26 protein-coding genes, 1 tRNA gene and 1 pseudogene are annotated in these 23790 nt (G+C 49.7%); 13 read left to right on the top strand and 15 right to left on the bottom strand.

All coding sequences use genetic code 11. The features are described from left to right. Positions 1-121 precede the first annotated feature (121 nt). Positions 122-874 carry an SDR family NAD(P)-dependent oxidoreductase gene (locus R5268_RS18930; RefSeq protein WP_317420456.1) on the bottom strand — a complete coding sequence of 251 codons (753 nt, stop codon included), beginning with the start codon at positions 872-874 and terminating at the stop codon, positions 122-124. Between the two features lie 124 nt (positions 875-998). Between R5268_RS18930 and R5268_RS18925 the strand changes: the two genes are divergently transcribed. Continuing rightward, positions 999-1421 carry a MarR family winged helix-turn-helix transcriptional regulator gene (locus R5268_RS18925; RefSeq protein WP_046894808.1) on the top strand — a complete coding sequence of 141 codons (423 nt, stop codon included), beginning with the start codon at positions 999-1001 and terminating at the stop codon, positions 1419-1421. Here the strand turns inward: R5268_RS18925 and R5268_RS18920 are convergent. The 3 genes from R5268_RS18920 to zipA form a co-directional block, all read right to left on the bottom strand. Then, a complete protein-coding gene (locus tag R5268_RS18920) occupies positions 1415-1636 on the bottom strand; it encodes a DUF3820 family protein (protein WP_182107226.1) in 222 nt (73 codons plus the stop codon). The genes R5268_RS18925 and R5268_RS18920 overlap by 7 nt on opposite strands. A gap of 59 nt (positions 1637-1695) precedes the next feature. Then, complete coding sequence (gene ligA / locus R5268_RS18915) at positions 1696-3717, bottom strand: NAD-dependent DNA ligase LigA (RefSeq protein WP_317420454.1); 2022 nt, start codon at positions 3715-3717, stop codon at positions 1696-1698. 72 nt (positions 3718-3789) lie between these two features. Further along, positions 3790-4785, bottom strand: coding sequence for a cell division protein ZipA (gene zipA / locus R5268_RS18910; protein ID WP_317420460.1), 996 nt, complete (start codon positions 4783-4785; stop codon positions 3790-3792). A gap of 234 nt (positions 4786-5019) precedes the next feature. Between zipA and cysZ the strand changes: the two genes are divergently transcribed. The 7 genes from cysZ (at position 5020) to uspF (ending at position 11060) form a co-directional block, all read left to right on the top strand. Then, positions 5020-5772 carry a sulfate transporter CysZ gene (gene cysZ / locus R5268_RS18905; RefSeq protein WP_218454327.1) on the top strand — a complete coding sequence of 251 codons (753 nt, stop codon included), beginning with the start codon at positions 5020-5022 and terminating at the stop codon, positions 5770-5772. Between the two features lie 190 nt (positions 5773-5962). Continuing rightward, positions 5963-6919 (top strand): cysteine synthase A, encoded by a 957-nt coding sequence (cysK, locus tag R5268_RS18900; protein ID WP_107679956.1) that lies wholly within the window; start codon positions 5963-5965, stop codon positions 6917-6919. A gap of 276 nt (positions 6920-7195) precedes the next feature. Next, positions 7196-7453, top strand: a complete 258-nt coding sequence (gene ptsH / locus R5268_RS18895) for a phosphocarrier protein Hpr (RefSeq protein ID WP_004240254.1) — start codon at positions 7196-7198, stop codon at positions 7451-7453. A 122-nt stretch (positions 7454-7575) separates the two neighbouring features. Next, positions 7576-9300 carry a phosphoenolpyruvate-protein phosphotransferase PtsI gene (gene ptsI, locus R5268_RS18890; protein ID WP_046894803.1) on the top strand — a complete coding sequence of 575 codons (1725 nt, stop codon included), beginning with the start codon at positions 7576-7578 and terminating at the stop codon, positions 9298-9300. Positions 9301-9349: 49 nt separating this feature from the next. Continuing rightward, positions 9350-9859 carry a PTS glucose transporter subunit IIA gene (gene crr / locus R5268_RS18885; RefSeq protein WP_004240252.1) on the top strand — a complete coding sequence of 170 codons (510 nt, stop codon included), beginning with the start codon at positions 9350-9352 and terminating at the stop codon, positions 9857-9859. Positions 9860-10145: 286 nt separating this feature from the next. Further along, on the top strand, positions 10146-10493 hold the full coding sequence (locus R5268_RS18880; protein ID WP_046894802.1) for a DUF3024 domain-containing protein: 348 nt from the start codon (positions 10146-10148) through the stop codon (positions 10491-10493). Between the two features lie 132 nt (positions 10494-10625). Further along, positions 10626-11060, top strand: a complete 435-nt coding sequence (gene uspF, locus R5268_RS18875; RefSeq protein WP_004240247.1) for a universal stress protein UspF — start codon at positions 10626-10628, stop codon at positions 11058-11060. A 74-nt stretch (positions 11061-11134) separates the two neighbouring features. Here the strand turns inward: uspF and R5268_RS18870 are convergent, their stop codons facing one another. The 4 genes from R5268_RS18870 to R5268_RS18855 form a co-directional block, all read right to left on the bottom strand. Continuing rightward, entirely contained in the window at positions 11135-12070 is a 936-nt protein-coding gene (locus R5268_RS18870; protein WP_317420451.1) for an alpha/beta hydrolase, read from the bottom strand. A gap of 2 nt (positions 12071-12072) precedes the next feature. Beyond that, on the bottom strand, positions 12073-12846 hold the full coding sequence (locus R5268_RS18865; protein ID WP_317420449.1) for a GNAT family N-acetyltransferase: 774 nt from the start codon (positions 12844-12846) through the stop codon (positions 12073-12075). After that, positions 12843-13460: a DJ-1/PfpI family protein gene (locus tag R5268_RS18860; protein WP_107679960.1), complete on the bottom strand. Its 618-nt coding sequence runs from the start codon at positions 13458-13460 to the stop codon at positions 12843-12845. Before R5268_RS18860 ends, R5268_RS18865 begins: the two co-directional genes overlap by 4 nt. A 133-nt stretch (positions 13461-13593) precedes the next feature. Further along, positions 13594-14769: a benzoate/H(+) symporter BenE family transporter gene (locus R5268_RS18855; protein WP_317420446.1), complete on the bottom strand. Its 1176-nt coding sequence runs from the start codon at positions 14767-14769 to the stop codon at positions 13594-13596. A 94-nt stretch (positions 14770-14863) separates the two neighbouring features. Here R5268_RS18855 and R5268_RS18850 point away from each other — a divergent pair, with 94 nt between their 5' ends. Next, complete coding sequence (locus tag R5268_RS18850) at positions 14864-15436, top strand: helix-turn-helix domain-containing protein (protein ID WP_052927506.1); 573 nt, start codon at positions 14864-14866, stop codon at positions 15434-15436. Between the two features lie 644 nt (positions 15437-16080). Here the strand turns inward: R5268_RS18850 and catA are convergent. From catA to R5268_RS18825, 5 genes are all read right to left on the bottom strand, one after another. Further along, the gene (gene catA / locus R5268_RS18845) at positions 16081-16722 is read right to left on the bottom strand and encodes a type A chloramphenicol O-acetyltransferase (RefSeq protein WP_317420444.1); all 642 of its coding nucleotides are present in this window, start codon (positions 16720-16722) and stop codon (positions 16081-16083) included. 149 nt (positions 16723-16871) lie between these two features. After that, positions 16872-17678, bottom strand: a complete 807-nt coding sequence (locus R5268_RS18840) for a hypothetical protein (protein ID WP_317420442.1) — start codon at positions 17676-17678, stop codon at positions 16872-16874. Between the two features lie 22 nt (positions 17679-17700). Further along, positions 17701-18114: a hypothetical protein gene (locus tag R5268_RS18835; RefSeq protein WP_107679963.1), complete on the bottom strand. Its 414-nt coding sequence runs from the start codon at positions 18112-18114 to the stop codon at positions 17701-17703. 146 nt (positions 18115-18260) lie between these two features. Further along, on the bottom strand, positions 18261-18881 hold the full coding sequence (locus R5268_RS18830; RefSeq protein WP_317420440.1) for a hypothetical protein: 621 nt from the start codon (positions 18879-18881) through the stop codon (positions 18261-18263). 162 nt (positions 18882-19043) lie between these two features. Beyond that, positions 19044-20006: an alpha/beta hydrolase gene (locus R5268_RS18825; RefSeq protein WP_317420438.1), complete on the bottom strand. Its 963-nt coding sequence runs from the start codon at positions 20004-20006 to the stop codon at positions 19044-19046. 208 nt (positions 20007-20214) lie between these two features. Between R5268_RS18825 and R5268_RS18820 the strand changes: the two genes are divergently transcribed. Beyond that, complete coding sequence (locus R5268_RS18820; protein ID WP_317420458.1) at positions 20215-20823, top strand: TetR/AcrR family transcriptional regulator; 609 nt, start codon at positions 20215-20217, stop codon at positions 20821-20823. A gap of 29 nt (positions 20824-20852) precedes the next feature. Continuing rightward, positions 20853-22007, top strand: coding sequence for an SGNH/GDSL hydrolase family protein (locus tag R5268_RS18815; RefSeq protein ID WP_317420436.1), 1155 nt, complete (start codon positions 20853-20855; stop codon positions 22005-22007). Between the two features lie 53 nt (positions 22008-22060). On the opposite strand, the gene R5268_RS18810 is transcribed toward R5268_RS18815, so the two are convergent. Continuing rightward, positions 22061-22210, bottom strand: a complete 150-nt coding sequence (locus R5268_RS18810; protein WP_317420434.1) for a hypothetical protein — start codon at positions 22208-22210, stop codon at positions 22061-22063. A 751-nt stretch (positions 22211-22961) separates the two neighbouring features. Here R5268_RS18810 and R5268_RS18805 point away from each other — a divergent pair. Together R5268_RS18805 and R5268_RS19495 are read left to right on the top strand one after the other, a co-directional pair. Then, positions 22962-23375, top strand: a complete 414-nt coding sequence (locus R5268_RS18805) for a hypothetical protein (RefSeq protein ID WP_317420462.1) — start codon at positions 22962-22964, stop codon at positions 23373-23375. An 85-nt stretch (positions 23376-23460) separates the two neighbouring features. After that, positions 23461-23658: pseudogene (locus R5268_RS19495) on the top strand (tyrosine-type recombinase/integrase); the annotation flags it as partial. 29 nt (positions 23659-23687) lie between these two features. Here R5268_RS19495 and R5268_RS18795 read toward each other — a convergent pair. Continuing rightward, positions 23688-23763 (bottom strand) — tRNA-Thr (locus R5268_RS18795). Between the last annotated feature and the right edge of the window lie 27 nt (positions 23764-23790).

Here is a 23790-nt window from a genome sequence, read left to right as displayed (position 1 = left end):
GGCTATAGCTCAGCTGGGAGAGCGCTTGCATGGCATGCAAGAGGTCAGGGGTTCGATCCCCCTTAGCTCCACCAAATTCAAACCCCGGTCTCTGACCGGGGTTTTTTGTTTCTGTTTTCTGTCATTGTGCGGTATAGCCGCCATCCACCGGATAGAACCCGCCGGTACAGAAACGGCTGTCATCTGACAGCAGAAACGCCACCATTTTTGCTACTTCTTCACGAGTGGCCATCCGTTTCATCGGGTGACTTTCTGCCATCATTGTCTGCACATCCTGCGGTAAATCCAGAATAGCCGGTGTCGCCACATAACCCGGCCCGACCGCATTAATCCGCACGCCCTGCTCTGCATATTCCAGCGCCGCTGCACGGGTCAGCCCGAGTACGGCATGCTTGGCTGCAGTATAAGGGGCAATCCCTGCAATACCGGTTATCCCGTTACAGGCCGATAAATTCACCACCGCCCCGCCGCCGCTTTTGATAATGGCGGGAATGCCGAATTTCATCCCGAGAAATGTACCGGTTACATCCGTATCAATCACATCCTGCCAGGCCTCAAAATCGTAATCCGCAATCTTCACACCGTGCGGCCCGGTGATACCGGCATTATTCACCAGACCGTGTAAAGCACCGAATTTATCCAGCACCGTGTCCGCCATCTGTCTGCAATCATTCAATTTACGTACATCTGCTTTGATTGCCAGCACGCTATCCCCCGTAGGATCCAGCTCATTTATTGCTTTTTGTAAAAGACCCGGATTTCGCCCGGTAATTGCCACTTTAGCGCCTCTTTTCAGTAATTCACGGGCAATTCCTTCACCCACTCCGGTTGAAGCCCCTGTAATCAGTATAATCTTCTGTTGAAAGTCAGACACGATATCACCTTTTAATTAACTTTGGTTAACCAAAAGCTTAGTTGATTAACTTTTGTTAATCAATGTTCTTTTCCTGATTTTGCCTTTCAGCTAAACTAAGGAGTGAGGATAAAAGGGAGGTGTTATGTCATTCAAGGAACTGGAAAATACACTGTCATTATTACAGTGCACATTGGTAGCGCAACGAACCATTTGCTCACCCGAAAAGGTGACATGGGCACAATATGATGTCATGGAAATGTTGCGCCTTCAGGGGGATTTAACCCCGTCGGATTTAAGCCAGAAACTCGGGATTTCGCGCCAGAATGTCTCGAAATCATTGCGGGCGCTGAAAAAACACCAGTTTGTTTCCCAGTATCAGTCGGAGACAGATAAACGGGAACTGGTTACCCAGCTGACACCGGAAGGTGAAGAGTTTCTGTCACGCGCGGCAACAGGACGCACACGCAATGCAGAAAAAGTATTTGCAAGTCTTGATGACGATGAACAGCGTCAGTTTCGTATACTGAGCAGGAAAGTCATCGATGCACTGACACAGGATCAGTGAGCAGGACGTTTAAGCGGTTTTATCAGGCCACTTAAACCTTCAATTTTAATAGCGAGGGTGATCTGCATCAGCTGACCCAGACGTCCTTCAGGAAAGCAGTCTTTACGGGCAAACCAGAGCAGGTATTCCTCAGGAAGGTCAATTAAACGACAACCTTTGTATTTACCAAATGGCATAGCAGTATTAGCGACAGCCACTAAATCTTCTTTTTCCATCATCTTTCCTGATGTGACTGAAACGGTCTTCCGCGGAAGACCGTTTTTCATCATTGTTGTCAGTTCAGCAGCGCAATAAATTCATTTTCATCTATTACTTTAATACCCAGCTCTTCCGCTTTGGCCAGTTTTGAACCGGCCGCTTCGCCCGCAACCACCAGGTCAGTTTTTTTCGATACGCTGCCGGTCACTTTGGCACCCAGCGCTGTCAGACGATCTTTCGCCTCATCACGGGTCAGAATCTGCAGTGAGCCGGTCAGCACAACCACCTTACCGGCAAACGGATTATCCAGTACCGATGCATCCACGGCCACCACATCCGGCCAGCTGATACCGGCTTCGTCCGTCAGTTTGGTGATAACCTCCCGGTTATGTTGTTCGCGGAAGAAATTCACCACATGCTTCGCCACAACCTCACCCACATCAGGAACCGCTTTCAGCGCCTCTGTATCCGCCTGTTGAAGAGCTTCCAGCGTTCTGAAATGTTCCGCCAGGTTAGCAGCTGTGGCTTCGCCGACTTCACGTATTCCCAGCGCATAGAGGAAACGGGCGAACGTCGTCTGTTTTGATGCCGTCAGTGCATCTGTCAGTTTTTGTGCGGATTTCGGCCCCATACGCTCCAGTCCGGTCAGCTTTCCGGGTGTGAGCTTCCACAGATCCGCCGGTGTCTTCACATATTCCGCATCTACCAGCTGATCGATAATTTTATCGCCCAGACCGTCCACATCCATGGCGCGGCGGGACACAAAGTGCTTGAGTGCTTCTTTGCGCTGCGCCCCGCAAATCAGGCCGCCGGTACAGCGGGCAACAGCTTCGCCCTCCACCCGCTCAATATCTGATCCGCATACCGGGCAATGGAGCGGAAACTCAATTTCCCGGGCATCTGCCGGACGTTCAGATTCCACCACACCCACCACCTGCGGGATCACATCCCCGGCACGGCGGATAACCACGGTATCGCCGATTTTCAGCCCGAGGCGGCTGATTTCATCCGCATTATGCAGAGTAGCATTACTGACCGTCACACCGGCCACCAGCACCGGCTCCAGACGGGCAACCGGGGTAATGGCACCGGTACGGCCGACCTGGAACTCCACATCACGGACAACCGTCATCTGCTCCTGGGCCGGGAATTTAAAGGCCGTCGCCCAGCGCGGTGCACGGGATACAAAACCCAGCGCCTCCTGCTGTGCGATGGAATCCACTTTGATCACCACACCGTCAATATCAAAGCCCAGCACCGGACGGCTCTCTTCCACATTGTGATAGAAATCCAGCACGGCCTGACTGCCGGTACAGCGCATCACCCGGTCGCTGACCGGTAATCCCCAGGCTTTAAATTGCTGCAACCGCTCATAATGACTGCCCGGCAGTGTGCCGCCCTCCAGCACGCCCACACCGTAACAGAAAAAGGTCAGCGGACGTTTTGCAGTCACTGACGGGTCCAGCTGGCGCAGCGAACCGGCCGCCGCATTACGCGGGTTGGCAAATACTTTGCCGCCGGTACGGCGTGCTTCCTCATTCATGGCCTCAAAGCCTTTCTGCGGCATAAAGACTTCACCGCGGATCTCAACACGCTGCGGGATATTCTCCCCGCGCAGTTTCAGCGGGATAGCGCGGATAGTCCGCACATTGGCAGTAATATTTTCCCCGGTCGTACCGTCCCCCCGGGTTGCTGCCTGTACCAGGCTGCCGTTCTCATACAGCAGGCTGACCGCCAGGCCGTCGAGTTTCAGTTCACAGCAGAATGTCAGATCCTGCGTGTCTTTCAGACGGTCGCGCACACGTTTGTCAAAAGCGAGATAACTCTCCTCATCAAACACGTTATCCAGTGACAGCATCGGGATTTCATGCCGCACCTGTTCAAAGGCACTCAGCGGCAATGCCCCGACCCGCTGTGTCGGGGAATCAGGCGTAATCAGTTCCGGATGTGTCGCTTCCAGAGCTTTCAGGCTCTGCATCAGACGGTCATATTCCGCATCCGGCACTTCCGGGTTATCCAGTACGTGATAACAGTATTCATGATGGCGCAGCGTGGCGCGCAGTTGTTCAATGTCGTTTTCGTTATTTTTTGGCATCATAGTTATCTGCAATCTGTTTATACCTGAAAAAAACCCCCGTCATTGCGGGGGTTTTTATGCGATTTATGTTTCTCAGTTCTGTCCGGTGACGAGAACCTTCCGGATGCGAGCCTTGTACACCTCGATTTTCTGCGGTGTCAGCATCTTGCGCTCTTCATCCAGAACCACCCCGCCGACATCCGATGCGATGCGCTGGGCGGCCTGTAACATCAGCTTGAAGTTCTGACCGGCATCGCCGTAGGACGGCACCATCATAAACATGGCCACGCCCGGGGTTTCGATCTCTTCCATCTGCTCCGGCACAAATGTGCCCGGATTCACCATATTGGCCAGACTGAACAGAACCGGACCGCTGCCCGCCGGATCAACATGGCGGTGATAGATATTCATGGCACCGAAACGGAACCCGGCCTGCTCAATCGCCGTGCGCAGGGTGTCACCCGCAAGCATCTGTCCCGGATGTGCGGACACAAACAGAGCCAGTACCAGTTCCTTGTTCTCAGCGCTGCTGACCGGCGCCTCTTCCTGTACCGGAAGCGCTTCCGGTTCAGCCGCAGGTTCCTCTGCACGTGTATGAGAAATACCGGCTTCTGCTTCTGCTGCCGTGATCACCGCTGCCGTTGTGATTTCCTCCGGAGCAGAGGCATCCGGTGCCGGTGCTTCCTGCTCTAAAGCATCAAATAATCCGATTTGCGGCTCTGTTTCCGGTGTTTTTACCGGCTGACGGCGCGGGCTCTGAGCTTTCGGTATCACAGGCTGCTCTTCCGGCGCGGATGACGGATATGCTCTGCCGGCAGATAATAACGGGTCATGCTCATTCTGCGCTTCTGAATACGGAGAAACCCGCGGAGCCGGATCTTCCGGTAATGCGGTAGCATGACGGGAGCCGTCGGCCTCTGACATGTCATCAGCGGCTTCATCCTGTGACTCGTATTTACGACGCTTCATGGGGCGCGCGCGAAACAGGGATGAGCGCTCTTTACGGCTCGTCCACAGTCCGTGAAGCAACAATGCGATGATTGCTGCCGCACCCACAACGATTAATATCAGACGCAAATCTTGCATCAGTGCTATCTCTGTTGTTTAAATTAAAGGCCACCATGGCAAAATACTATCGTTTGATTACAAGAGTATTTGTCAATGATGTTAAGTTCAAGTCCCTGCACGTATTTCTTGCAATAAAGATCATTTAATTGCTCTTTTTGACTGATTTTTCATCCTGACATTTCATTTGTGGCCGGACAAATCAATAGTTCAGTCTGATAGTATAACGTTTTCCAATCATAGGAGTGAATAGGAAGTATGACAAATCCTGTCAGGCCGCTCAGCGGCTTTGCATATGTTGCACAAGGATGGCGGCTGATGATGCGTCCGGGTATCCGGGCCTTCGTGATTCTGCCGCTGCTGGCCAATATCGTGGTTATGGGCGGTGCACTCTGGTGGTTATTCAGTCAGTTCGGCGGATGGATAACCTGGCTGATGGATAAAGTTCCGGGCTGGCTGCAATGGCTGGATTATCTTGTCTGGCCGGTGGCGGTGATCTCCGTGCTGCTGATTTTCAGCTATTTTTTCAGTACCGTCGCCAATATCATCGCCTCGCCGTTTAACGGCTGGCTGTCGGAGAAACTGGAAGCGGAACTGACCGGGCGTCCCGCGCCGGATCAGGGCTGGGCGGATCTGATGAAAGATATTCCGCGTATCCTGAAACGGGAGGTGGTCAAGCTGCTCTATTACATCCCGCGTGCCATTATCCTGCTGATTTTGTTCTTTATTCCCGGAGTCGGACAGACAATCGCGCCGGTACTCTGGTTTATTTTCGGTGCCTGGATGATGTCCGTCCAGTACGGGGATTTTCCGTTTGATAATCACAAGGTCAGTTTCCCGGACATGAAACGCACCCTGCGCCGCGATAACATGACCAACCTCCAGTTCGGTTCACTGGTCAGTGTGCTGACCATGATCCCGTTTGTGAACCTGTTTATCATGCCGGCCGCCGTCTGTGGTGCCACCGCGCTGTGGGTGGATCGCTACCGCGGACAGTTTGTCCGCGGCTGATCTGCCATCCCTTTCCGTGCAGGGCGGTTATCGCGCCGCTCTGCCGTTTTTCCCGTCTCTTATGCCTTTTCGCTATTAATTATCCGTCCGGTTATATGGATATGCCGATTATGTATTTCCTTTCCGCCGGTCAGCGGGTAATGTGGTTTTATATTTAGTCTGATTATGAATAACCCTATAAGGAAAACCGATGAGTAAGATATATGAAGATAATTCGCTAACCATTGGTCACACACCGCTGGTGCGCCTCAAACATTTCGGTCACGGCAATATCCTGGCGAAAGTGGAATCCCGTAACCCGAGTTTCAGCGTCAAATGTCGTATCGGTGCCAATATGATCTGGGATGCAGAAAAACGCGGTATTCTGAAGCCCGGCGTGGAGCTGGTGGAGCCGACCAGCGGTAACACCGGGATTGCACTGGCTTATGTTGCTGCCGCCCGTGGTTACAAACTGACCCTGACCATGCCGGATACCATGAGTATCGAGCGCCGTAAACTGCTGAAAGCACTGGGAGCAAACCTGGTACTGACCGAAGGTGCGAAAGGCATGAAAGGTGCGATTGAAAAAGCCGATGAAATCAGCGCGTCTGACCCGTCCCGCTATATCGTGTTGCAACAGTTCAGCAACCCGGCCAACCCGGCGATTCACGAAAAAACCACCGGTCCGGAAATCTGGGAAGACACAGACGGTAATGTGGATGTGGTGGTTGCCGGTGTCGGCACCGGCGGTACTATCACCGGTATTGCCCGTTACCTGAAAAATATCAAAGGGAAAAAAGACGTCACTATCGTGGCTGTCGAGCCGGAAGGCTCTCCGGTGATCACCCAGGCGCTGGCCGGGGAAGAGATCAAACCGGGTCCGCATAAAATTCAGGGGATCGGCGCAGGGTTTATCCCGGGCAACCTGGATCTGAGCCTGATCGACCGTGTTGAACTCGTCAGCAACGAAGATGCCTTTGCAACCGCCCGCAAACTGATGGAGCGTGAAGGTATTCTGGCCGGTATTTCATCCGGTGCGGCCGTTATTGCCGCTGAGCGTCTCGCAAAAGAAGATAAATTTAAGGGCAAAAATATCGTTGTGATCCTGCCGTCTTCCGGTGAGCGTTATCTGAGTACTGCCCTGTTCGCAGATATCAGTGATGACTGATCAACTGAACGGATTCAGTTCCCGCCCTGCCTGACCTCGAAAGCACCCGTAAAGGGTGCTTTTTTTGTGCAACGGATCAAAGTTTGGCACTCTGCGGGGTGATTTTTGTGCGGTTGTTTAGTATTAAAAATGTAATTATTTCACAGCTCAAAATAATGACACCAAATACGTATGTCGAATCTTCGGGTTGTGCTATTTTACTTGCTCCGGCTATGATTACTGTTATATGTCTTAATATTAACTGCCGATAAAAAATTTCTAACATGAGGTAACGCTATGTATCAGCAAGAAGTCACCATTACTGCTCCTAACGGCCTGCACACCCGTCCTGCGGCTCAGTTTGTCAAAGAAGCCAAAACCTTCGCATCTGACATCACCCTGACTTCCGGCGGCAAAAGCGCCAGTGCCAAAAGCCTGTTCAAATTACAGACTCTGGGTCTGACACAGGGTACTGTGGTGACTATCGCCGCAGAAGGTGAAGATGAGCAGAAAGCAGTAGAGCACCTCGTCAAACTGATGGGTGAACTGGAGTAATCTCCTTCCGCCCTCACCTGTCAGGATCCCCGGCTACTGCTGCATGCCGGGGATAGTCTGTTTCCGGGTACGCTCACGCAGCCCGCTGCTGTACGTCCCCCAGTAAACTCAAAGGTATTATTATGGTTTCAGGAATCTCTGTTTCACCGGGTATCGCTTTTGGTAAAGCGTTGTTACTCAAAGAAGAACCTATCATTATCAGCCAGAAGTCGATTTCTGCTGAGCAGATTGATGCTGAAATCCGGCGTTTCACTGAAGGCCGCGCCAAGGCGTCCGCGCAGCTGAATGCCATCAAAGAAACCGCTGAAAAAAATCTCGGTGCGGAAAAAGCCGAAATTTTTGAAGGTCATATCATGCTGCTCGAAGACGAGGAGCTTGAAAATGAAATTACTGACATCATCAAAAGCAAAAAAACGGCTGATTACGCGGTACACCAGGTGATTGAAGAACAGGCCACCGCGCTGGAAGGCCTTGATGATGAGTACCTGAAAGAACGTGCGGCAGATGTCCGCGACATCGGTAACCGTCTGCTGAAAAATATTCTCGGTATGCCGATTATTGACCTCAGCGCTATCGCTGATGAAGTTATTCTGGTTTCCAAAGATCTGACACCGTCCGAAACCGCACAGCTGAACCTGAAAAAAGTGCTGGGCTTTATCACCGATATCGGCGGACGTACTTCCCATACTTCGATTATGGCCCGTTCTCTGGAAATCCCTGCCGTGGTCGGTACCGGTAATGCCACTGAAAATATCAAAAGTGATGATTACCTGATTCTGGATGCGGTTAATAACACCATTTATCTCAATCCGTCAGAAGACGATATTGAACGCATGAAAGAAGTGCGTGACGACTATCTGGCGGAAAAAGCCGAACTGGCAAAACTCAAAGATCTGCCTGCCATCACTCTCGACGGCCACCAGGTCGAAGTCTGTGCCAATATCGGTACAGTACGTGATATGCCGGGTGCGGAGCGTAACGGCGCGGAAGGTGTCGGTTTATACCGTACCGAGTTCCTGTTTATGGATCGCGACTCGCTGCCGACAGAAGAAGAGCAGTTCCGTGCTTACAAAGAAGTCGCCCAGGCTATGCCGGATGAAGCCATTATTGTCCGCACCATGGACATCGGCGGTGATAAAGACCTGCCGTATATGAATCTGCCGAAAGAGGAAAACCCGTTCCTCGGCTGGCGTGCTATCCGTATCTGTCTGGATCGCCGTGAAATTCTCGATACACAGCTGCGTGCGATTTTACGCGCCTCCGTTTTCGGAAAACTGCGTATCATGTTCCCGATGGTGATTTCCGTCGAAGAAGTCCGCGAACTCAATAAGATAGTGGACGAAATGAAACAGCAACTGCGGGATGAACAGAAACCTTTTGATGAAACTATCGAAGTTGGTATCATGGTGGAAACCCCGGCGGCAGCAGTCAATGCACGTCACATTGCAAAAGAAGTCGATTTTTTCAGTATTGGAACCAACGACCTGACGCAGTATACTCTGGCTGTGGATCGCGGAAATGAGCTGATTTCCCATCTCTACAACCCGATGTCTCCTGCGGTGCTGAACCTTATCAAACAAGTCATTGACGCTTCCCACGCGGAAGGGAAATGGACCGGAATGTGTGGTGAGCTGGCGGGTGATGAACGTGCAACTTTATTGTTGCTGGGCATGGGTTTAGATGAATTTAGTATGAGTTCTATTGCTATCCCGCGTATCAAAAAACTGATCCGCAATACGCATTATGAAGATGCGAAAGCACTGGCTGAACAGGCACTCGCTCAGCCGACAGCAACAGAACTGATGGCACTGGTGGAAACTTTCACCAAAGAAAAAACCCTGTGCTGAGAACGCCAAATTCACGCCCGGTCCCGTATCAACATTTAGGAGAGTATTCATGGGTCTGTTTGACAAACTGAAGTCGCTGGTTTCGGATGATAAAAAAGACAGCGGCACGATTGACATCGTGGCGCCGCTGTCCGGTGAGATTGTGAATATCGAAGATGTGCCTGACGTTGTTTTCGCTGAAAAAATTGTCGGTGATGGTATTGCCATCAAACCGGCGGGAAACAAAATTGTTGCCCCTGTTGACGGTACAATCGGTAAAATTTTTGAAACTAATCACGCTTTCTCCATTGAATCGGACAGCGGGATTGAACTGTTTGTTCACTTCGGGATCGATACAGTCGAACTGAAAGGTGAAGGCTTCAAACGTATTGCGGAAGAAGGCCAGCGCGTACAAAAAGGTGATCTGGTGCTTGAGTTTGATCTGGCTCTGCTCGAAGAGAAAGCCAAATCCACCCTGACTCCGGTGGTTATCTCTAATATGGATGAAATCAAAGAGATGACCAAAATGACCGGCCCGGTCACTGTCGGTGAAACGGTTGTCATTAAAATCAAAAAATAACAGCGTTTGCACCACAGTCTGTACACTGAAAAACGGTTTCTGCGGAAGCCGTTTTTTTTCGCCTGTTTTCCTTTGATTGATTAATTCTGTTGTATTATCCCCTGCCTGTTATCCGGAAACAGCCGGAAAAGTATTTCTCACCTCAGTGAAATGCGCTAACATGATCTCCCGTGACGGTCCGCAATTTATGCAGATAACATATTGCCTGATGCGGCCGGGTCCGCCGGAACGGCGGGCGGGATAAACGGGATGTTTTCATTTTCGTTCGTCACAAAATGGTAATGCTATGGAATTTAATTCAGTTCAGACACAGCAAATAAAGCAGAACATGCGCCTGTTCACTGAGCGCCTGTATCCGAATGGTCATATCCCCGATGAGTTCGATGTTCAGTACCGCACGGACAATAACAACATACTGATTTATCAGAAACAACTCGTCTGCCCGTGCGGCACTCCGCAAACCATCGAAAAACAAATCGCCAAACTGACCTGGTCAGAAGCTGATGATAACTGGCAGCTTTTTTATGTGGATAACAATAAATGGCAGCCGGACCCCGACACCCCGGCCGGTACACTGAGTGCACTGCTGAAACAGATTCTGGATGATAAATCTGATCGTTTTATTTTCAGCTAGTCACCACATCACACAATTAAGCCCCGTTAAGGGGTTTATTTGTGAATTTTGATCGTTTTCACGTATAGTGCTCATTACGCAGGTTACTATTACTAATAACTTATTTGCCGGCTTTCAGATTGAGAGGTGTGTATGTATAAAACGATTATAGTTCCAATCGATATTTCCGAAACCGGGCTGACCCGCGAGGTGATCCCGACGATTCAGACATTAGCCAAATTTGAAAATGCCAAAATTCACTTTATCGCTGTGATCCCGTCATTCTCTCACTTTGCATCGTTCGGCATTGCCTATGCCGCAACTCTGCCGGAAAAAGATGAGATTCTGGACAGCGCCAAAGAACAACTGGCGAAGATGGTCAGTGATTTTAACCTGCCTGCGGAGCAGTTTGAGCTGCATGTCGTTTCCGGCTCACCAAAAGATCAGATTCTGAAACTGGCTGATACCCTGGAAAGTGACCTGATTGTGATCAGCTCACGCCGCCCGGATATGTCCACCTATCTGCTTGGCTCCAACGCCGCAGCGGTTGTGCGTTACGCCCATACATCTGTTCTGGTTGTCCGCTGATACGCAGCAGTACCTGACTGAACGCCCGTTTTAACGGGCGTTTGTTTTTTTATTTCCCGCAATCCCGCAGATAATCACTGTCCGGCATACCAGTCACGGATAACTGACAGGATTTGTCCGGTATGGCGGTTTCCGTCACTATCCTTAAAGTAGTGATCCAGATTATCAAAGGTTCTGAATGTCACGGCCGGGTTCACCACCGCATTCTGCATCTGCTTAAATGATGTGATACTGATATTGGTATCATTCAGCGTCTGAATAACCAGAACCGGTTTTGTCTGACCGTTCAGCACCTGTTGTGCATCTGCCGCCAGATATTCACGCCACCAGCGTGGCCCGTGCTGGCTGACCAGCATATCGTCTGCCACCTCATTGCGTTTTACCGCATCGGTAAATGCCAGAAAACCGGCTAATTCAGTCTCCTCAGGTGGCTGAGGACTATTGCGGAAGCTATCCGTGACATCATCAAGGAAAAAGCGCCCGCCGCCATTGATCGCCACCACCGCATCAACCGCCGGTGACGCCAGCGCGGTATGCTCCGCAACCGTTGCCCCTTCGCTGCCGCCCAGCAGCAGCACGGTGTCATACTCCCCTTTCAGGCTATCGAGCACCGCTGCATAATCACTGACCCGGACTGACAAAGTATCGTTGAGCATGGTTTCCGCCGGGCAATCTGCCCGCTCACCATCCCGGTCATTAAAAGGCAGCGCATCGGTAATGCCGTATTTCTCCACCAGCAGAATGTCATGATCCGGGAACGCACCACCGAATGTATCCACCATAAAACGGTTATTTTTGGCACTGTTACAGTCTGAGCCCTGAATCAGCACCAGTAATTTCCGGGTCGGTTCCGCCTGCTGATGCAACAGGTAATAATGGATATCACTGCCATCCTGCCGGACAAGACTTTCTGTCCGGGTCGCCGCTTTTCCGCTATTTTTCGTTTCTGATGCCATTGCCGGCATAATCAGCAGACAACCCAGTAATGCACCGATGACAGCCTGACGCATTTTTACCCCTTCACATAAAACAGATAATCAAACAACGTGCGGAAACCCAGCTTCTGATACAAACGCAGCCCCTCAGAAGAGGCTTCCAGATAACAATCACGAAGCCCGCGTTTCCGGCACAGTGTCAGTGCATGGTCCAGCAGCAGTGTGGCGTAACCGTTGCCCTGATGTGCGGGCATTGTTCCGAGATCGTCAATCCGCGCCCCGCATTCAGACAAAGACAGCGTGATGCAACTGACCGGTTTCCCGTCACACAGTAAAACAGCGTGGTGCAGCTCAGTACCGTTTACCATTGCGCGCTGATGGTAACTGATATAATCACTGATGATACTGAACTGCGGCGTTTCTTCTCCGTCTTCCTCATCAGCCGGAAACGCGGCTTCCAGCGGCTCAGCCCATAGCGCAAGCTGATCATTGACCTCCCGGATTTCACATCCCGCCGGAAGGACAGGAGATAGCTGCCACTCATCAATATTCAGATGCATGGCACTGGTTTCACCGTCAGCCTCATAACCGGCAGCCTGAATCTGCGGATGCAGTGCTTCCGCGGCAGATTTCTCCGCCACCAGGCAATGGGGTTTGTGATGAACGGAAAACGCCTGCTGTGCCTGTGCAAATTCATTTTTATCCGCACCGGCCTGCAAATAGATATAGTTAAACACAGGCACCGGTAACGGTGTCAGATAACACTCTGCACGATCACTGACAGTGATAACGGTTTGTGCGATATTGCGCCAGAAATGACGCTCTGTGGCGCGGTAATTCTGTAAACTCATGGTGTCTCCGGAACAGCGTAAGATTCGGCCAGTGTCTGTGAGATAAGTTCCTCAAATAACGCTTCCTGGCCGCCCGGGATCAGCTGGCGGTGAATATCCCGGCGTTTATTGTCATCACACAGGCGCTGCGCCACCCAGCCGGTCAGATAGATAGCGGACAGACATCCGCCTGCGGTAGCAATATTACCGGCAATCACGATAGGTGTATCTTCCGGCTCTGCCCCCTCAGCTCTGAAACGTGCCATGGCATCCGGGTGAGTTGTCGAGCGCAGACCCGTCAGTAGCCCCAGTTTATGCAGGATAAACGAACCGGCACATACAGAGCCCAGCAACTGTTTTTCCGGATTCAGCTGTAATGCCCCGGTAAATGCCGGGTCTGCCAGTGCCGCCGGAATGCCTTTCTGACCACTGGTGAACAGCACAGCATCCGCATCAGCAGCCTCAGACAACGGCCCGTCTGTTTTCACTTCCTGTCCGAGTACAGAGACATGAACGGGTTTCGTGCCAAGTACTTTTACCGTCCACGCCTGTTTTTCCCGTCCGAAAATATCCCGCATCAGAAAGTAATCGATATCTGTAAATTCATCAAAAATCACTATAGCAATAGTTTTCATCGGAACCTCTCAGGTAAAAACACAGGTTTTGAGCATCCGGAAGATGAATACAGATGCAGATTGCTCCACTCTATAACATAAGTCGTCATATACCTTATCGGAATGTTAAGGTATTTCAGGACTGCGCTGATACTCAGCGTCTGCGCACCGCCATAATCTGATGCACCACAATACCCGCCAGTAATCCCCAAAAGGCAGAGCTGATGCCGAGCAGCGTAATGCCGGACGCTGTCAGCAGAAAACAGATAATCGCTGCATCCCGCCCTTTTTCATCCGCCAGTGACTGATGCAGGCTGTTCATCAGGGTTGTCAGCAGTGCAAGCCCGGCCAGGATCTGTATCAGAACCGCCGGAAAGGCATTGAACAGCATAAATACCGCTCCGCCGAAAATCCCGGCCAGCAGATAAAATATCCCCGCCCAGACAGCAGCGGTATAACGCCGTGCCGGATCAGGATGCACATCCGGTGCCATACAAATCGCAGCGGTGATCGCGGCAATACAGATACTGAATCCGCCCCACGGTGCAAGCACCATCGCCGCCAGAGAGGAGCAGGCCAGCAATACAGAGGTATGCGGCGGATAGCCGTTAGCCTGTAAAATCGCAATCCCCGGGGCATTCTGCGAGGCCAGCGACACAATAAAAAACGGGATACCGACACTGATCAGAGAAGTCAGTGTAAATGACGGCATCACAAATTCCGGCAGAACAAACACATTGCCCGTCCGGACAAAATGCAGGTCACCGCTCAGTCCGGTTACGACAATCCCGGTGATCAGCGCCGCAATGATGGCATACAGCGGGAAAATCCGCCGCATCACCACATAAGCGGCTATCATGGCGGCACACAACACGAAACTGATATCGAGCGCACCAAATGCCGTCAGCCCGAAACGCAGCAGAATGCCTGCCAGCATCGCTGATGCCAGCGCACGGGGAATGTGATTCATCAGCCGGGCAAAAATACCGGTTACACCACACAGAAACATCAGCCCGGACGCAAAAATAAACACACCGACGGCTTCACTGATGCTCACACCGGACAGACTGGTGACCAGCAGCGCAATTCCCGGTGTGGACCAGGCCGTCAGCACCGGTATTTTATACCAGAGTGACAAGCCGATAGTCGTCACCCCCATCCCGATCCCCAGCATCATCAGCCAGCCGCCGGTTTGTGCGGCATCAAGCCCCGCCACCTCCAGAGCCTGTAAAATAATGGCCACCGAACTGGCATAACCAACCAGTACCGCAACCAGTCCTGTCATCATCATTGCTGGAGAAAAGGCACGAAAAAATGTTAACTTAGTCATAGGAACACACCATCGGATGTTATAGCATACGACCGGAACTCTACCACCGGATGCTATAGCGGACAATGACGATCACCCGGAATAATGACAATTTATGCACGATATCACACCGGCTGTTGCTGAAACTTTTAAACAACTGCGTGCCGAACGCGGACTGAGTCTCAGCCAGGCAGCACAACTGACGGGCGTCAGCAAAGCCATGCTCGGCCAGATTGAACGCGGGCAGTCCAGCCCGACTGTATCGACACTCTGGAAAATCGCCACCGGATTCAATGTGGCTTTTTCTGTATTTCTGGAAGGCGCACAACCACAGCAGCAACCGGGGCTTCACCCTTTTGCAAAACTGCCGGTCTTTGAGCAGACCCGCTCCGGGATGCGTGTCACACCACTGATCCCGTTTGATGATGAACTGAAAACAGACTTACTGAAGATTGACCTGCTGCCAGGAGCGCTCAGTGAATCCGGCCCGCATGAACCGGGCGTCATCGAGCATGTCATTGTGCTGGAAGGCGCATTACAGCTGCGGCTGGGAGATGAATGGCATACTGTTTCTGCCGGAGAATCTCTGCGCTTCCACGCGGATATCCCGCACGCATACGCCAACCCCGGACATTCCGTGGTCACGCTGCACAATCTGATCCACTACCCGCACCCTGCGGGCAGATAAAAAAAGCGGGGTATAAAAATATACCCCGCTTTGACTTAGCAGATCGTCTTACTTTATTTATAACATCAAAAAATAAAACTAAAATATATACCTGTTCAGTTTAACTTATTATATACCGTTCTGATGAAACCAGACGATATGTTTATACTGAACAGAAAGAATGCCAATCAGAATATTATCTTCTGTTATGCATGGCGGTTTATTTATTGTTTAATTAAACATATTCAGGCATATCTCTATGCCATCATGATGTTTTCACTGGTGTTACTACTAATTTTAATACTAATATTAATACTACAGGTGCTTTTACAGCATTCTGGTATTGTTTAAAACGACTGTCGCAGCAGTCTTTCTGGTGTTGTAAATACTATTATTGTAAGTGCTATTATTATAAATACTATTATTGTTATAACTGCATCTGGTGTTGTTACTAACTTATTACTGTTATTGTTACTGCTTTCTTTATTACTATTGCTGTTCGTCTTTGCTTGTTTTTTCTTATTAAGGATATTACCAAACTACGGGAGCATTATCGTACAGTGATCCTGAACCATTCTGAAACGAGATTACACATCACGACGAAAAGATAAAAAAAAGCCACCATTCCTTCCGGATACAGTGGCTTAAATAAAGTATTAATTAACTTATTTCAGTATGTTATCACACATCATCTGAAGTGTATTAATAAACCGGGCTGCATGAAAGCCATCACAAACGGCATGATGCACCTGCACAGAAACAGGTAATAATACGCGGTTATCTTCCTGCTGAAACTTCGCCATAGTAAATACCGGAGCAAAATAATCATCATTTCCGGTGATATTCAGGTTAAATCCGTCAAAACTCACCCAGGGTAATGATGATATATTCAGGTGATTCTCTGGTAACTCACCCTGCGGGAACAATGCAGCATCATGCTGATATTCTGCCATTACCGCATTATAGCCCGCCATAAACCCGCTGATATCCGGACAATAACGGCAGAAGAGCGCAGAAAATGTTTCAGTCTCTTTATGAAAAACAGTAAATACAGGATCGGTCTGATCCCAGTAAATCAGTGCATTATCTTTCATTGCCATCCGGAACTCCGGAAACTGATTAACAACCCGGGAGATCAGATAAATCATCACCGGATAAAATTTATAATCCGTTTCCGCCAGTGCGGTACGCAAAGCTGTAATATCGAGTTTTGTGGTCAGGCTGAATCCGCATTTTATCTGCTGACGATAAAGAGCAAAATGTTCTCTGCGGTTCCAGGTGTTCAGATCAATTCTGGTAAAATTCATGTTTATTCCTTCTGATTAATAGCGAAAAATATTAATAATCAGAAGGCAGTCTGGTTGTCTCAATGGGCTGCATCCCGTCCTCCGTAAGCCGCTTGGTGCAGAATAATGATATCAGATGCGGGCTTAAGATGTATTAAGTCCGGTTTTGTTTATTCCGGCCACTCATCCGCAAATACATAACGGATCAATTCCGCTGATTCACGGGGCGGTGCTTTCAGCACCGCATCCATCAGTTCAATTTCCATCTGACAGGTTTGCCGCTTATTTTCCGCCAGTGCAAGCGGGTCATCCATCAGGAAACGGTCACCGTATTTATCCGCCGGTTCCTGTATCTGCGCTGAAAATAATATATTAATATCATCCGCAGAATAGTGTTCAACAGGAACGCCTTCACCGGCAGAATTCACCAGATCCAGTACCGCTCTGTTGCTGATAATAAAATTGCGGTATTCAGCGGAGGCCAGTTTCATATCCGGCGGGCCTGACACTTCCGGATGCAACACGCGAAAGCAGAAGTCACCGGATGTATCCTGCGCCAGCGCTTTCTGTAAAAATTCCAGCCGTATTTTCCCGTAATTAATGACTGCATCATCTGCCGCAAGATAAAGCAGATGTTTAAGATTTGCAGTAGCCCACTGCTGTACCCGCATATAGTGCCCTTCTCTTTTTCCCGGGATACTGCCGGCATTTTTATAATCGGCAAAAAAGGCATCGAACGCCTCAGGATCAACCTGATTGATGGCTTTCAGTGTCGGCGACATATCCATAATACGTGTTTTTAACTGCAACTCTTTTTCCGATAGCGTGCTTTTAATAAAAAAAGCAAAAAACAGCACAATCAGCGATAAGTAAACGGTTTTTTTCCGCCTGATTACAATTTTATCGGTAATAGTTAATACTATCAGCAGGACAATAATAAAAATAATCAGAACCGAAATGACAAAATAAACGGACATTTTATCTCCGGGAAAAGAGGGTTCAGACAGCTATTTCTTTTTTATTCAGATATCCGGCGGGGATCAGCATAATCATAATCGTGATCGCAATGCTGATAAGATCCACAATGAGATAATCCGTCTGCCATATCAGAAGCAAATCAATAACGGTATACAATATCGCTGCATTACAGGCCATCGTAAACCCGATATCACGCAGCCGTTTAGCAAGAATATTGACTGAACACCAGAGAAAGATACCACCGGCAACCGCAATATAAGTGAAGAAATAAAAGGAAGAGTAAGGAAAACCCAGCAGATCCGGATACACCGGCATGGTCAGTACTGCCAGCCCGGTAAACAGCCCCAGCCACAAATTGGCAATAAAATACGGCCATCGCGCAAGAACTGATGTGCTGTCCGGTTTAAACAATTCCCTGAAAATCTGTTTATGCATCCGTTGCTCCCGGCTTTGTGATGATTTTCCCTGATGGCCAGTATAAGTTACCGGGACATCATATTCTGAGAAAACCATCACTAATATGACGGTGTTACAGCATAAAACAATAAGTAACCGGGTAGTTTTCTGTACGCAATGACGTACTACTCTTCCCGCTGCTTAACACAGGTTTCTTTTATTTTCTGCATATTATTCTTCAGCGATACCTGATGTTCTTCAGGGAAGTAACTGTAATCCAGCGAAATATAGAAACGGGCATCCCGCATCATTACAAACAAACTGATCTCTTTTTCTTTTGATTTATAAATCAAATGCTCTTCGTCTGCTTTTTTACTTTCCAGTACTGAAGGCTTGCCATATTCCGCTTCAAGGTCGTGCTGTAATTTTTTCAGCAGAGTCTGATACGCGGTTTCATCGTCAGTGGAATAAAAATAGCCGATCCCGACCAGCCCGCTGAAATCCGGCTGTCCGTACTGCGGTAAAAAACGGAACTCGTACTCTCCTGCTTCATTTAATCCGCCGGAAAATGTTTTGGAAGTCACTTTGGTCAGCGGGCAGGCATACTCACTGTTATCCGTCTCAGGCTGACTGCCGAGCCGTGGTGCCAGCGCCTCTTCGGTCATCCCCCAGGTCAGACCGAAAGGTGCGGAATAACGCGCACCGGACTGTTCATGTTTAACTGTATTACCTGCCTCTGATTTATCACAGGCCCCCAGCAGCAGAGATGCCGCAATCAAAGCAGATAGCATCGTTATTTTTTTCATTATTAAATATACCCGTTGATTTCATGATAACGTTGTCGTGCCGTATTTGACTTATTACTCAGGCCGGCAGTTTTCCGGCAACAGACAATATCAATCCTGAACAAAAGTGCCAGTAAAAAATAAAGCCTCCGGAACGGAGGCTTCTATCTGTCGTCAGGATTTTTATTTACGCAAAAATGGCAGTAATACATCCATCAGCTGTTCCGGGCATTCTTCTGTCACAAAATGACCACATTCACTGAGCATCGCCCCCTGCAAATCAGCGGCTCTTCCCTGCATTGTCTGCTGCGGGGCATCACGGGTGGCGTGATCCGCTCCGATGGCCAGAACCGGCATCGTCAGTTTTTTCTCTGCCCGCTGCTTATTCTGCAGGATGGTTTGCGGGATTGCCCTGTAATAGGCAAATCCGGCACGCAACCCGCCCGGCGAAGAATAGGCGGCGATATAGGTTTGTGCCGCAACGCGATCACGGCGGTAAGCCCAGTGGTCAAAAATAAAATTCAGGTAGTCCTGCTCTTTTCCGGCAGTCAGCATTTCCGGTAAATCCGGCACCTGATTAAACATAAAGTGCCAGAGGAAAATATTCTCTTCCGGATCAACAAAAATAGCCGGTGCCGGCGCCAGCCCCGGAATAACCGCTTCCGTTAACGCTATTCTTTTAATATCCGCAGGATAATCCGCCGCCAGTGCATAACCGACCCACATGCCGATATCGTGGCCAACAACCGAATACGTTTTATAGCCCAGCTGATGCATCATGGTGTGTAACACTGTTGCCACCGCGCCGGTATCATAACCGCTCTCCGGACGGGTGGAGTAACCGGTTCCCGGCGGGTCCACGGCTATCGCTGTATATCCCTGCGCAGCCAGCTCCGTCATCACATAGCGCCATGTATACCAGGTCTGCGGCCAGCCGGGGATCAGCAATACCGGCTCCCCTTTTCCCGCTGTCACATAATGGATACGCTGCCCGGCCACATCCGTGTAGTGATGCTGAAAATCTGCTTCATTCGCCTGTATTGCTGGTGTTACCGGCTGTTTTTGTGTATTTGCCGCAGACACCGTACCGTGCACTGCGAACGTCATGACTGCTGCCAGTAATACCTTCCTGAATAATGTATTCATACCTGTTCCGTATAAGCTGTAAATGATAAGAGTCCCGGGCCGCCCGTAAAAACGGGTATTTCCTGTTGCGGAACCAATTGTTTGTCAATCGACAATTAATAGATTACGGGGGAATTTAAATCTTTGTCAATCATTAAAAAATAATTCTTTGTTAACCGATAAAGAACTGGTAGCATTTGTTTCAGATAACGTATACGGAGAATTAATGATGGCAGGCAGACCAAGAGAATTTGATCGCGAAGAGGCATTACGTAAGGCTGAGCAGGTGTTCTGGCAACGTGGTTATGAAGGCACGTCGGTGTCTGATCTGGTTGCTGCACTGGGTATTGCATCAGCCCGGATCTATGCCGCTTTCGGCTCGAAGGAAAATTTGTTTCGTGAGGCAATAGCCCTTTATCTGGCTGAAGAAGGTGCTTTTGCCGGTGCGGCCATGGCAGAGCCGGATACCCGCATCGCCATAAAACACCTGCTGACTGCTGCCGTTGATACCTATACCCGTGATGACCGGCCGCGCGGATGCATGGTGGTGCTGTCACTGACTAATTATACCACTGAAAACGAGGCTATCATGCACTGGCTGGCCGATCACCGCCGTACGCGGACAGACGGCATCATACAGCGTATCCGCCGTGGTGCTGAGTCCGGTGATATACCGGAAAATACCGATATACAAGCTTTGGGGGATTACGTCGCCACACTGCTGCACGGGATTTCTGTTCAGGCACGGGATGGCGTCAGCCGCGACCGCCTGCTGGCGATGACGGAGGTTGCCATGCACACGTTTGATGCGATGACCACCCCGCCGGATACACACTGAATCTGTTTTCACTGACAGGAGAATCCCTGATGTCCTCTTCCTTTCATCCGGTATGCACATGGCTTTCAACCTCCCAGCCGGCATCCGGTGAGACATTTCCGTTTCCGCCGGATATTCCGGCCATCACCGGCAATCAGACCCTCCGGCAGACATTCCGTATCAGCCTTGGCGGGCAAAAACTGCGGCTGGTTTTTTCCAACCGTTACGGCACACAACCCCTGGTGACCGGAGAGAGTTTTCTGTCCGTCTCCGGCCTGTACAGCGCAGTACCCGTCACCTTTGGCGGACAGCCCGGCGCAGTCATTCCTGCGGGCGGTATTCTGTACAGTGATGAGGTCCCGCTGCACATTCCGTCATTATCAGTCATCACTCTGCGGACTTTCCTGCCGGAGCCGGTGCCGCTCAATACCTTTCACTGGGATGCACGTCATTTTTCCTTACTGGAACCGGGCAACCGGGCTGCCCGGCAAGAAGATGCTGACGGTCAGTTTTTCAGCTCCCGCCTTTTACTTGAAAGCGTGCTGATTCAGCCGGAGCAGGAGGCCGCGACGCTCGTGGTTATCGGCGATTCGATGGTTGACGGTAACGGCGTCGAAATGGACACATACGGCCGCTGGACTGATTTGCTGGCTGAACGTTTTATTGATGAAAATATTGCCGTAGTGAATGCCGGGCAATCGGGTTCACGCCTGCTGAAAAACACTATCGGCATCAGTACATTGTCACGATTTGAACGGGATGTCCTTCAGCAGCCCGGTGTCACTGCCTGTATCGTACAGGCCGGACTCAATGATATCGGGCTGGCAGGAACCGCGTTAGATCCGGCAGGTCCTGTACCTTCAGCAGCGGATGTCATTACGGGATACCGGCAATTACTGACCATGGCGCGGGAAAAGGATATCCGCATGACGGGTGTCACACTGGTGCCCCTGCGCGGAACCGGAGAATATGGCATGGACGATTTTTATTCAGCAGAAAAAGAGGCTGTGCGGCAGGAGATAAACCACTGGATACGGACAAGCGGTGAGTTTGATGCAGTGATTGACAGTGATCTGCTGGTGCGCAACCCGGACTGCCCTCAGCAGCTCAGCGCGCAATATGATTCAGGAGATCATCTTCATCTTAATCATAAAGGGCATCAGCGGGTTGCATTGTCTGTCCCGCAGGCCGTTATCCGCGCCTGACACCAAAAAGCCCCGCAATTTCAGCGGGGCTTCGGTATAGCCCGGTTATACTTTTATTGCAGCCGCGGCGTGGTAATCGGTGGCACGGTTACTGTCCCCGTTGGCGGGGGAGTAAGTGGTGGTGGTTTGATTGTCAGCGAAGGTATCTTTTTCCGATTTTCGTTTCCGGCCTCTTTCTTTCCGTTATTTGCTTTATCAGTCATTTTATATTCCTCAGATTAAAATAATGCTTAGTCTCTGTACTGCTGATTAAATATACAGCCGGAATATGATGACTGATAATCTGCTCCGGAAGACGGAGTATGAAAGAACGACAGGGATACGTCTCAAATACGTCCCGGGGTGAAAACCGGTATCGGGAGATAATCGCTGACTTTTTGACAGGTAATGGTGCCGGATACCGGGCGTACCAATCCGGAAAACGACCCCGGCAGTGATGACCCTGCATGGATTGCCTATTTCGAAAACGGCAATCCGGATTGCTCATTATGGCAACCAACACCGCCAACTGGCGACGGGTGGATTATGGCATGGATAACCCGTGGGTGTGGGTTATTAAATTTAAGCAGATGCAGGAGGGGTGATGGATAATGCATATGCTGTATTTTACACATGGTTCAGACCATTACGGCAACAGCGATAGGCGAAATAACGATGACAATCATGACCACCATCAGAATGTGAAAAATAGATTTAATGCAAGCACCCAATTTAAAAAATGGGACTACAGCTTTTGTTTTTTTACAATTTTCAAGTGAGATAATCATTTCATATTCATAACTGTGATTATAATCACATAATTATGACTAGTTGTTACTTTTTTTCCACCCAAAAATATAGGTATACCTACCACTTGTGATGTAAATCAAAATTCACTATATACATAATCACTTGATGACATATTTCATATCAATTTTTGATTACTTGCACTTACTGGTAATGCACGGCTCTGCTGTGCCTGTTACCGATGATATTTATACGCCCGAAGAATGTGAGAGCCATGCAGTGCAGGTAATGGCTGTGCGGAATGTTGAATTAAATGTGCCCGGAGGTGGTTCGTGCCAAATTAAAGAAGTTTATCTGCATTTCATGTATTCCGGTAACCGGAAAGCCCCGGAACGGTTTATCGTGGATGAATTCTCATTCGACGGTGGAAATAGCTGGCCGGAGAATGGCTGCTATATGCATGAATATGAATATGAATACGACTACTGCGGGCAGTTTGTGGAAGTCTATCCATTCACCCAGCCTAAAAAAATGAACAAATATCGTGACAAATCAGACTTTGAGATTAATAAGGCTGTGGCTGAAAAACCCGGCAAGCCTACAGATAAGGCCAGACTCCTGTATTATATATTTAATTGGTGATGATGAGCTTATAGAATTCGGCCCATGCAACAACCCGGCGGACGCAATGCCGATTATTCCCTCACCCGCTTACCCATCGAAAAAGCGGCATACCCGGGCGAATTGGTTAATTCAGGCCGGTGTACCATTGTCAGCGATTCAGGAAATGGGCGGATGGGAAAGCATAGAAATGGTGCGCAGATATGCTCACTTATCACCCGCTCACTTGCAGGAGCACGCGAAAAATATCGATGACATTTTTAACGCTCATGGCACGAATATGGCACGCAAAAATGCAGTCTGATTTATTTATCGCGTAACGTATTGATTTACTGGTGCCGGATACCGGATTCGAACTGGTGACCTTTTCATTACGAATGAACTGCTCTGCCAACTGAGCTAATCCGGCACGTCATTATTACACGCCTGCTCCGCC

This window comes from Morganella sp. BCCO 40_0007, assembly GCF_032989665.1.
GTDB lineage: Bacteria > Pseudomonadota > Gammaproteobacteria > Enterobacterales > Enterobacteriaceae > Morganella > Morganella sibonii.
The sequence above is the reverse complement of the archived record's forward strand: the minus strand, read 5'-3'. Positions and strand labels throughout refer to the sequence as shown.

Coding starts and splice junctions, on each gene's coding strand:
- ptsH (WP_004240254.1), top strand. CDS start 7,196: ATGTATCAGCAAGAAGTCACCATTACTGCTCCTAACGGCCTGCACACC.
- R5268_RS18825 (WP_317420438.1), bottom strand. CDS start 20,006: ATGAATACATTATTCAGGAAGGTATTACTGGCAGCAGTCATGACGTTC.
- R5268_RS18855 (WP_317420446.1), bottom strand. CDS start 14,769: ATGACTAAGTTAACATTTTTTCGTGCCTTTTCTCCAGCAATGATGATG.
- R5268_RS18925 (WP_046894808.1), top strand. CDS start 999: ATGTCATTCAAGGAACTGGAAAATACACTGTCATTATTACAGTGCACA.
- R5268_RS18820 (WP_317420458.1), top strand. CDS start 20,215: ATGGCAGGCAGACCAAGAGAATTTGATCGCGAAGAGGCATTACGTAAG.
- ligA (WP_317420454.1), bottom strand. CDS start 3,717: ATGATGCCAAAAAATAACGAAAACGACATTGAACAACTGCGCGCCACG.
- R5268_RS18880 (WP_046894802.1), top strand. CDS start 10,146: ATGGAATTTAATTCAGTTCAGACACAGCAAATAAAGCAGAACATGCGC.
- R5268_RS18840 (WP_317420442.1), bottom strand. CDS start 17,678: ATGTCCGTTTATTTTGTCATTTCGGTTCTGATTATTTTTATTATTGTC.
- R5268_RS18830 (WP_317420440.1), bottom strand. CDS start 18,881: ATGAAAAAAATAACGATGCTATCTGCTTTGATTGCGGCATCTCTGCTG.
- cysK (WP_107679956.1), top strand. CDS start 5,963: ATGAGTAAGATATATGAAGATAATTCGCTAACCATTGGTCACACACCG.
- R5268_RS18815 (WP_317420436.1), top strand. CDS start 20,853: ATGTCCTCTTCCTTTCATCCGGTATGCACATGGCTTTCAACCTCCCAG.
- ptsI (WP_046894803.1), top strand. CDS start 7,576: ATGGTTTCAGGAATCTCTGTTTCACCGGGTATCGCTTTTGGTAAAGCG.
- R5268_RS18810 (WP_317420434.1), bottom strand. CDS start 22,210: ATGACTGATAAAGCAAATAACGGAAAGAAAGAGGCCGGAAACGAAAAT.
- R5268_RS18920 (WP_182107226.1), bottom strand. CDS start 1,636: ATGGAAAAAGAAGATTTAGTGGCTGTCGCTAATACTGCTATGCCATTT.
- cysZ (WP_218454327.1), top strand. CDS start 5,020: ATGACAAATCCTGTCAGGCCGCTCAGCGGCTTTGCATATGTTGCACAA.
- R5268_RS18870 (WP_317420451.1), bottom strand. CDS start 12,070: ATGCGTCAGGCTGTCATCGGTGCATTACTGGGTTGTCTGCTGATTATG.
- R5268_RS18835 (WP_107679963.1), bottom strand. CDS start 18,114: ATGCATAAACAGATTTTCAGGGAATTGTTTAAACCGGACAGCACATCA.
- crr (WP_004240252.1), top strand. CDS start 9,350: ATGGGTCTGTTTGACAAACTGAAGTCGCTGGTTTCGGATGATAAAAAA.
- catA (WP_317420444.1), bottom strand. CDS start 16,722: ATGAATTTTACCAGAATTGATCTGAACACCTGGAACCGCAGAGAACAT.
- uspF (WP_004240247.1), top strand. CDS start 10,626: ATGTATAAAACGATTATAGTTCCAATCGATATTTCCGAAACCGGGCTG.
- R5268_RS18850 (WP_052927506.1), top strand. CDS start 14,864: ATGCACGATATCACACCGGCTGTTGCTGAAACTTTTAAACAACTGCGT.
- R5268_RS18860 (WP_107679960.1), bottom strand. CDS start 13,460: ATGAAAACTATTGCTATAGTGATTTTTGATGAATTTACAGATATCGAT.
- R5268_RS18865 (WP_317420449.1), bottom strand. CDS start 12,846: ATGAGTTTACAGAATTACCGCGCCACAGAGCGTCATTTCTGGCGCAAT.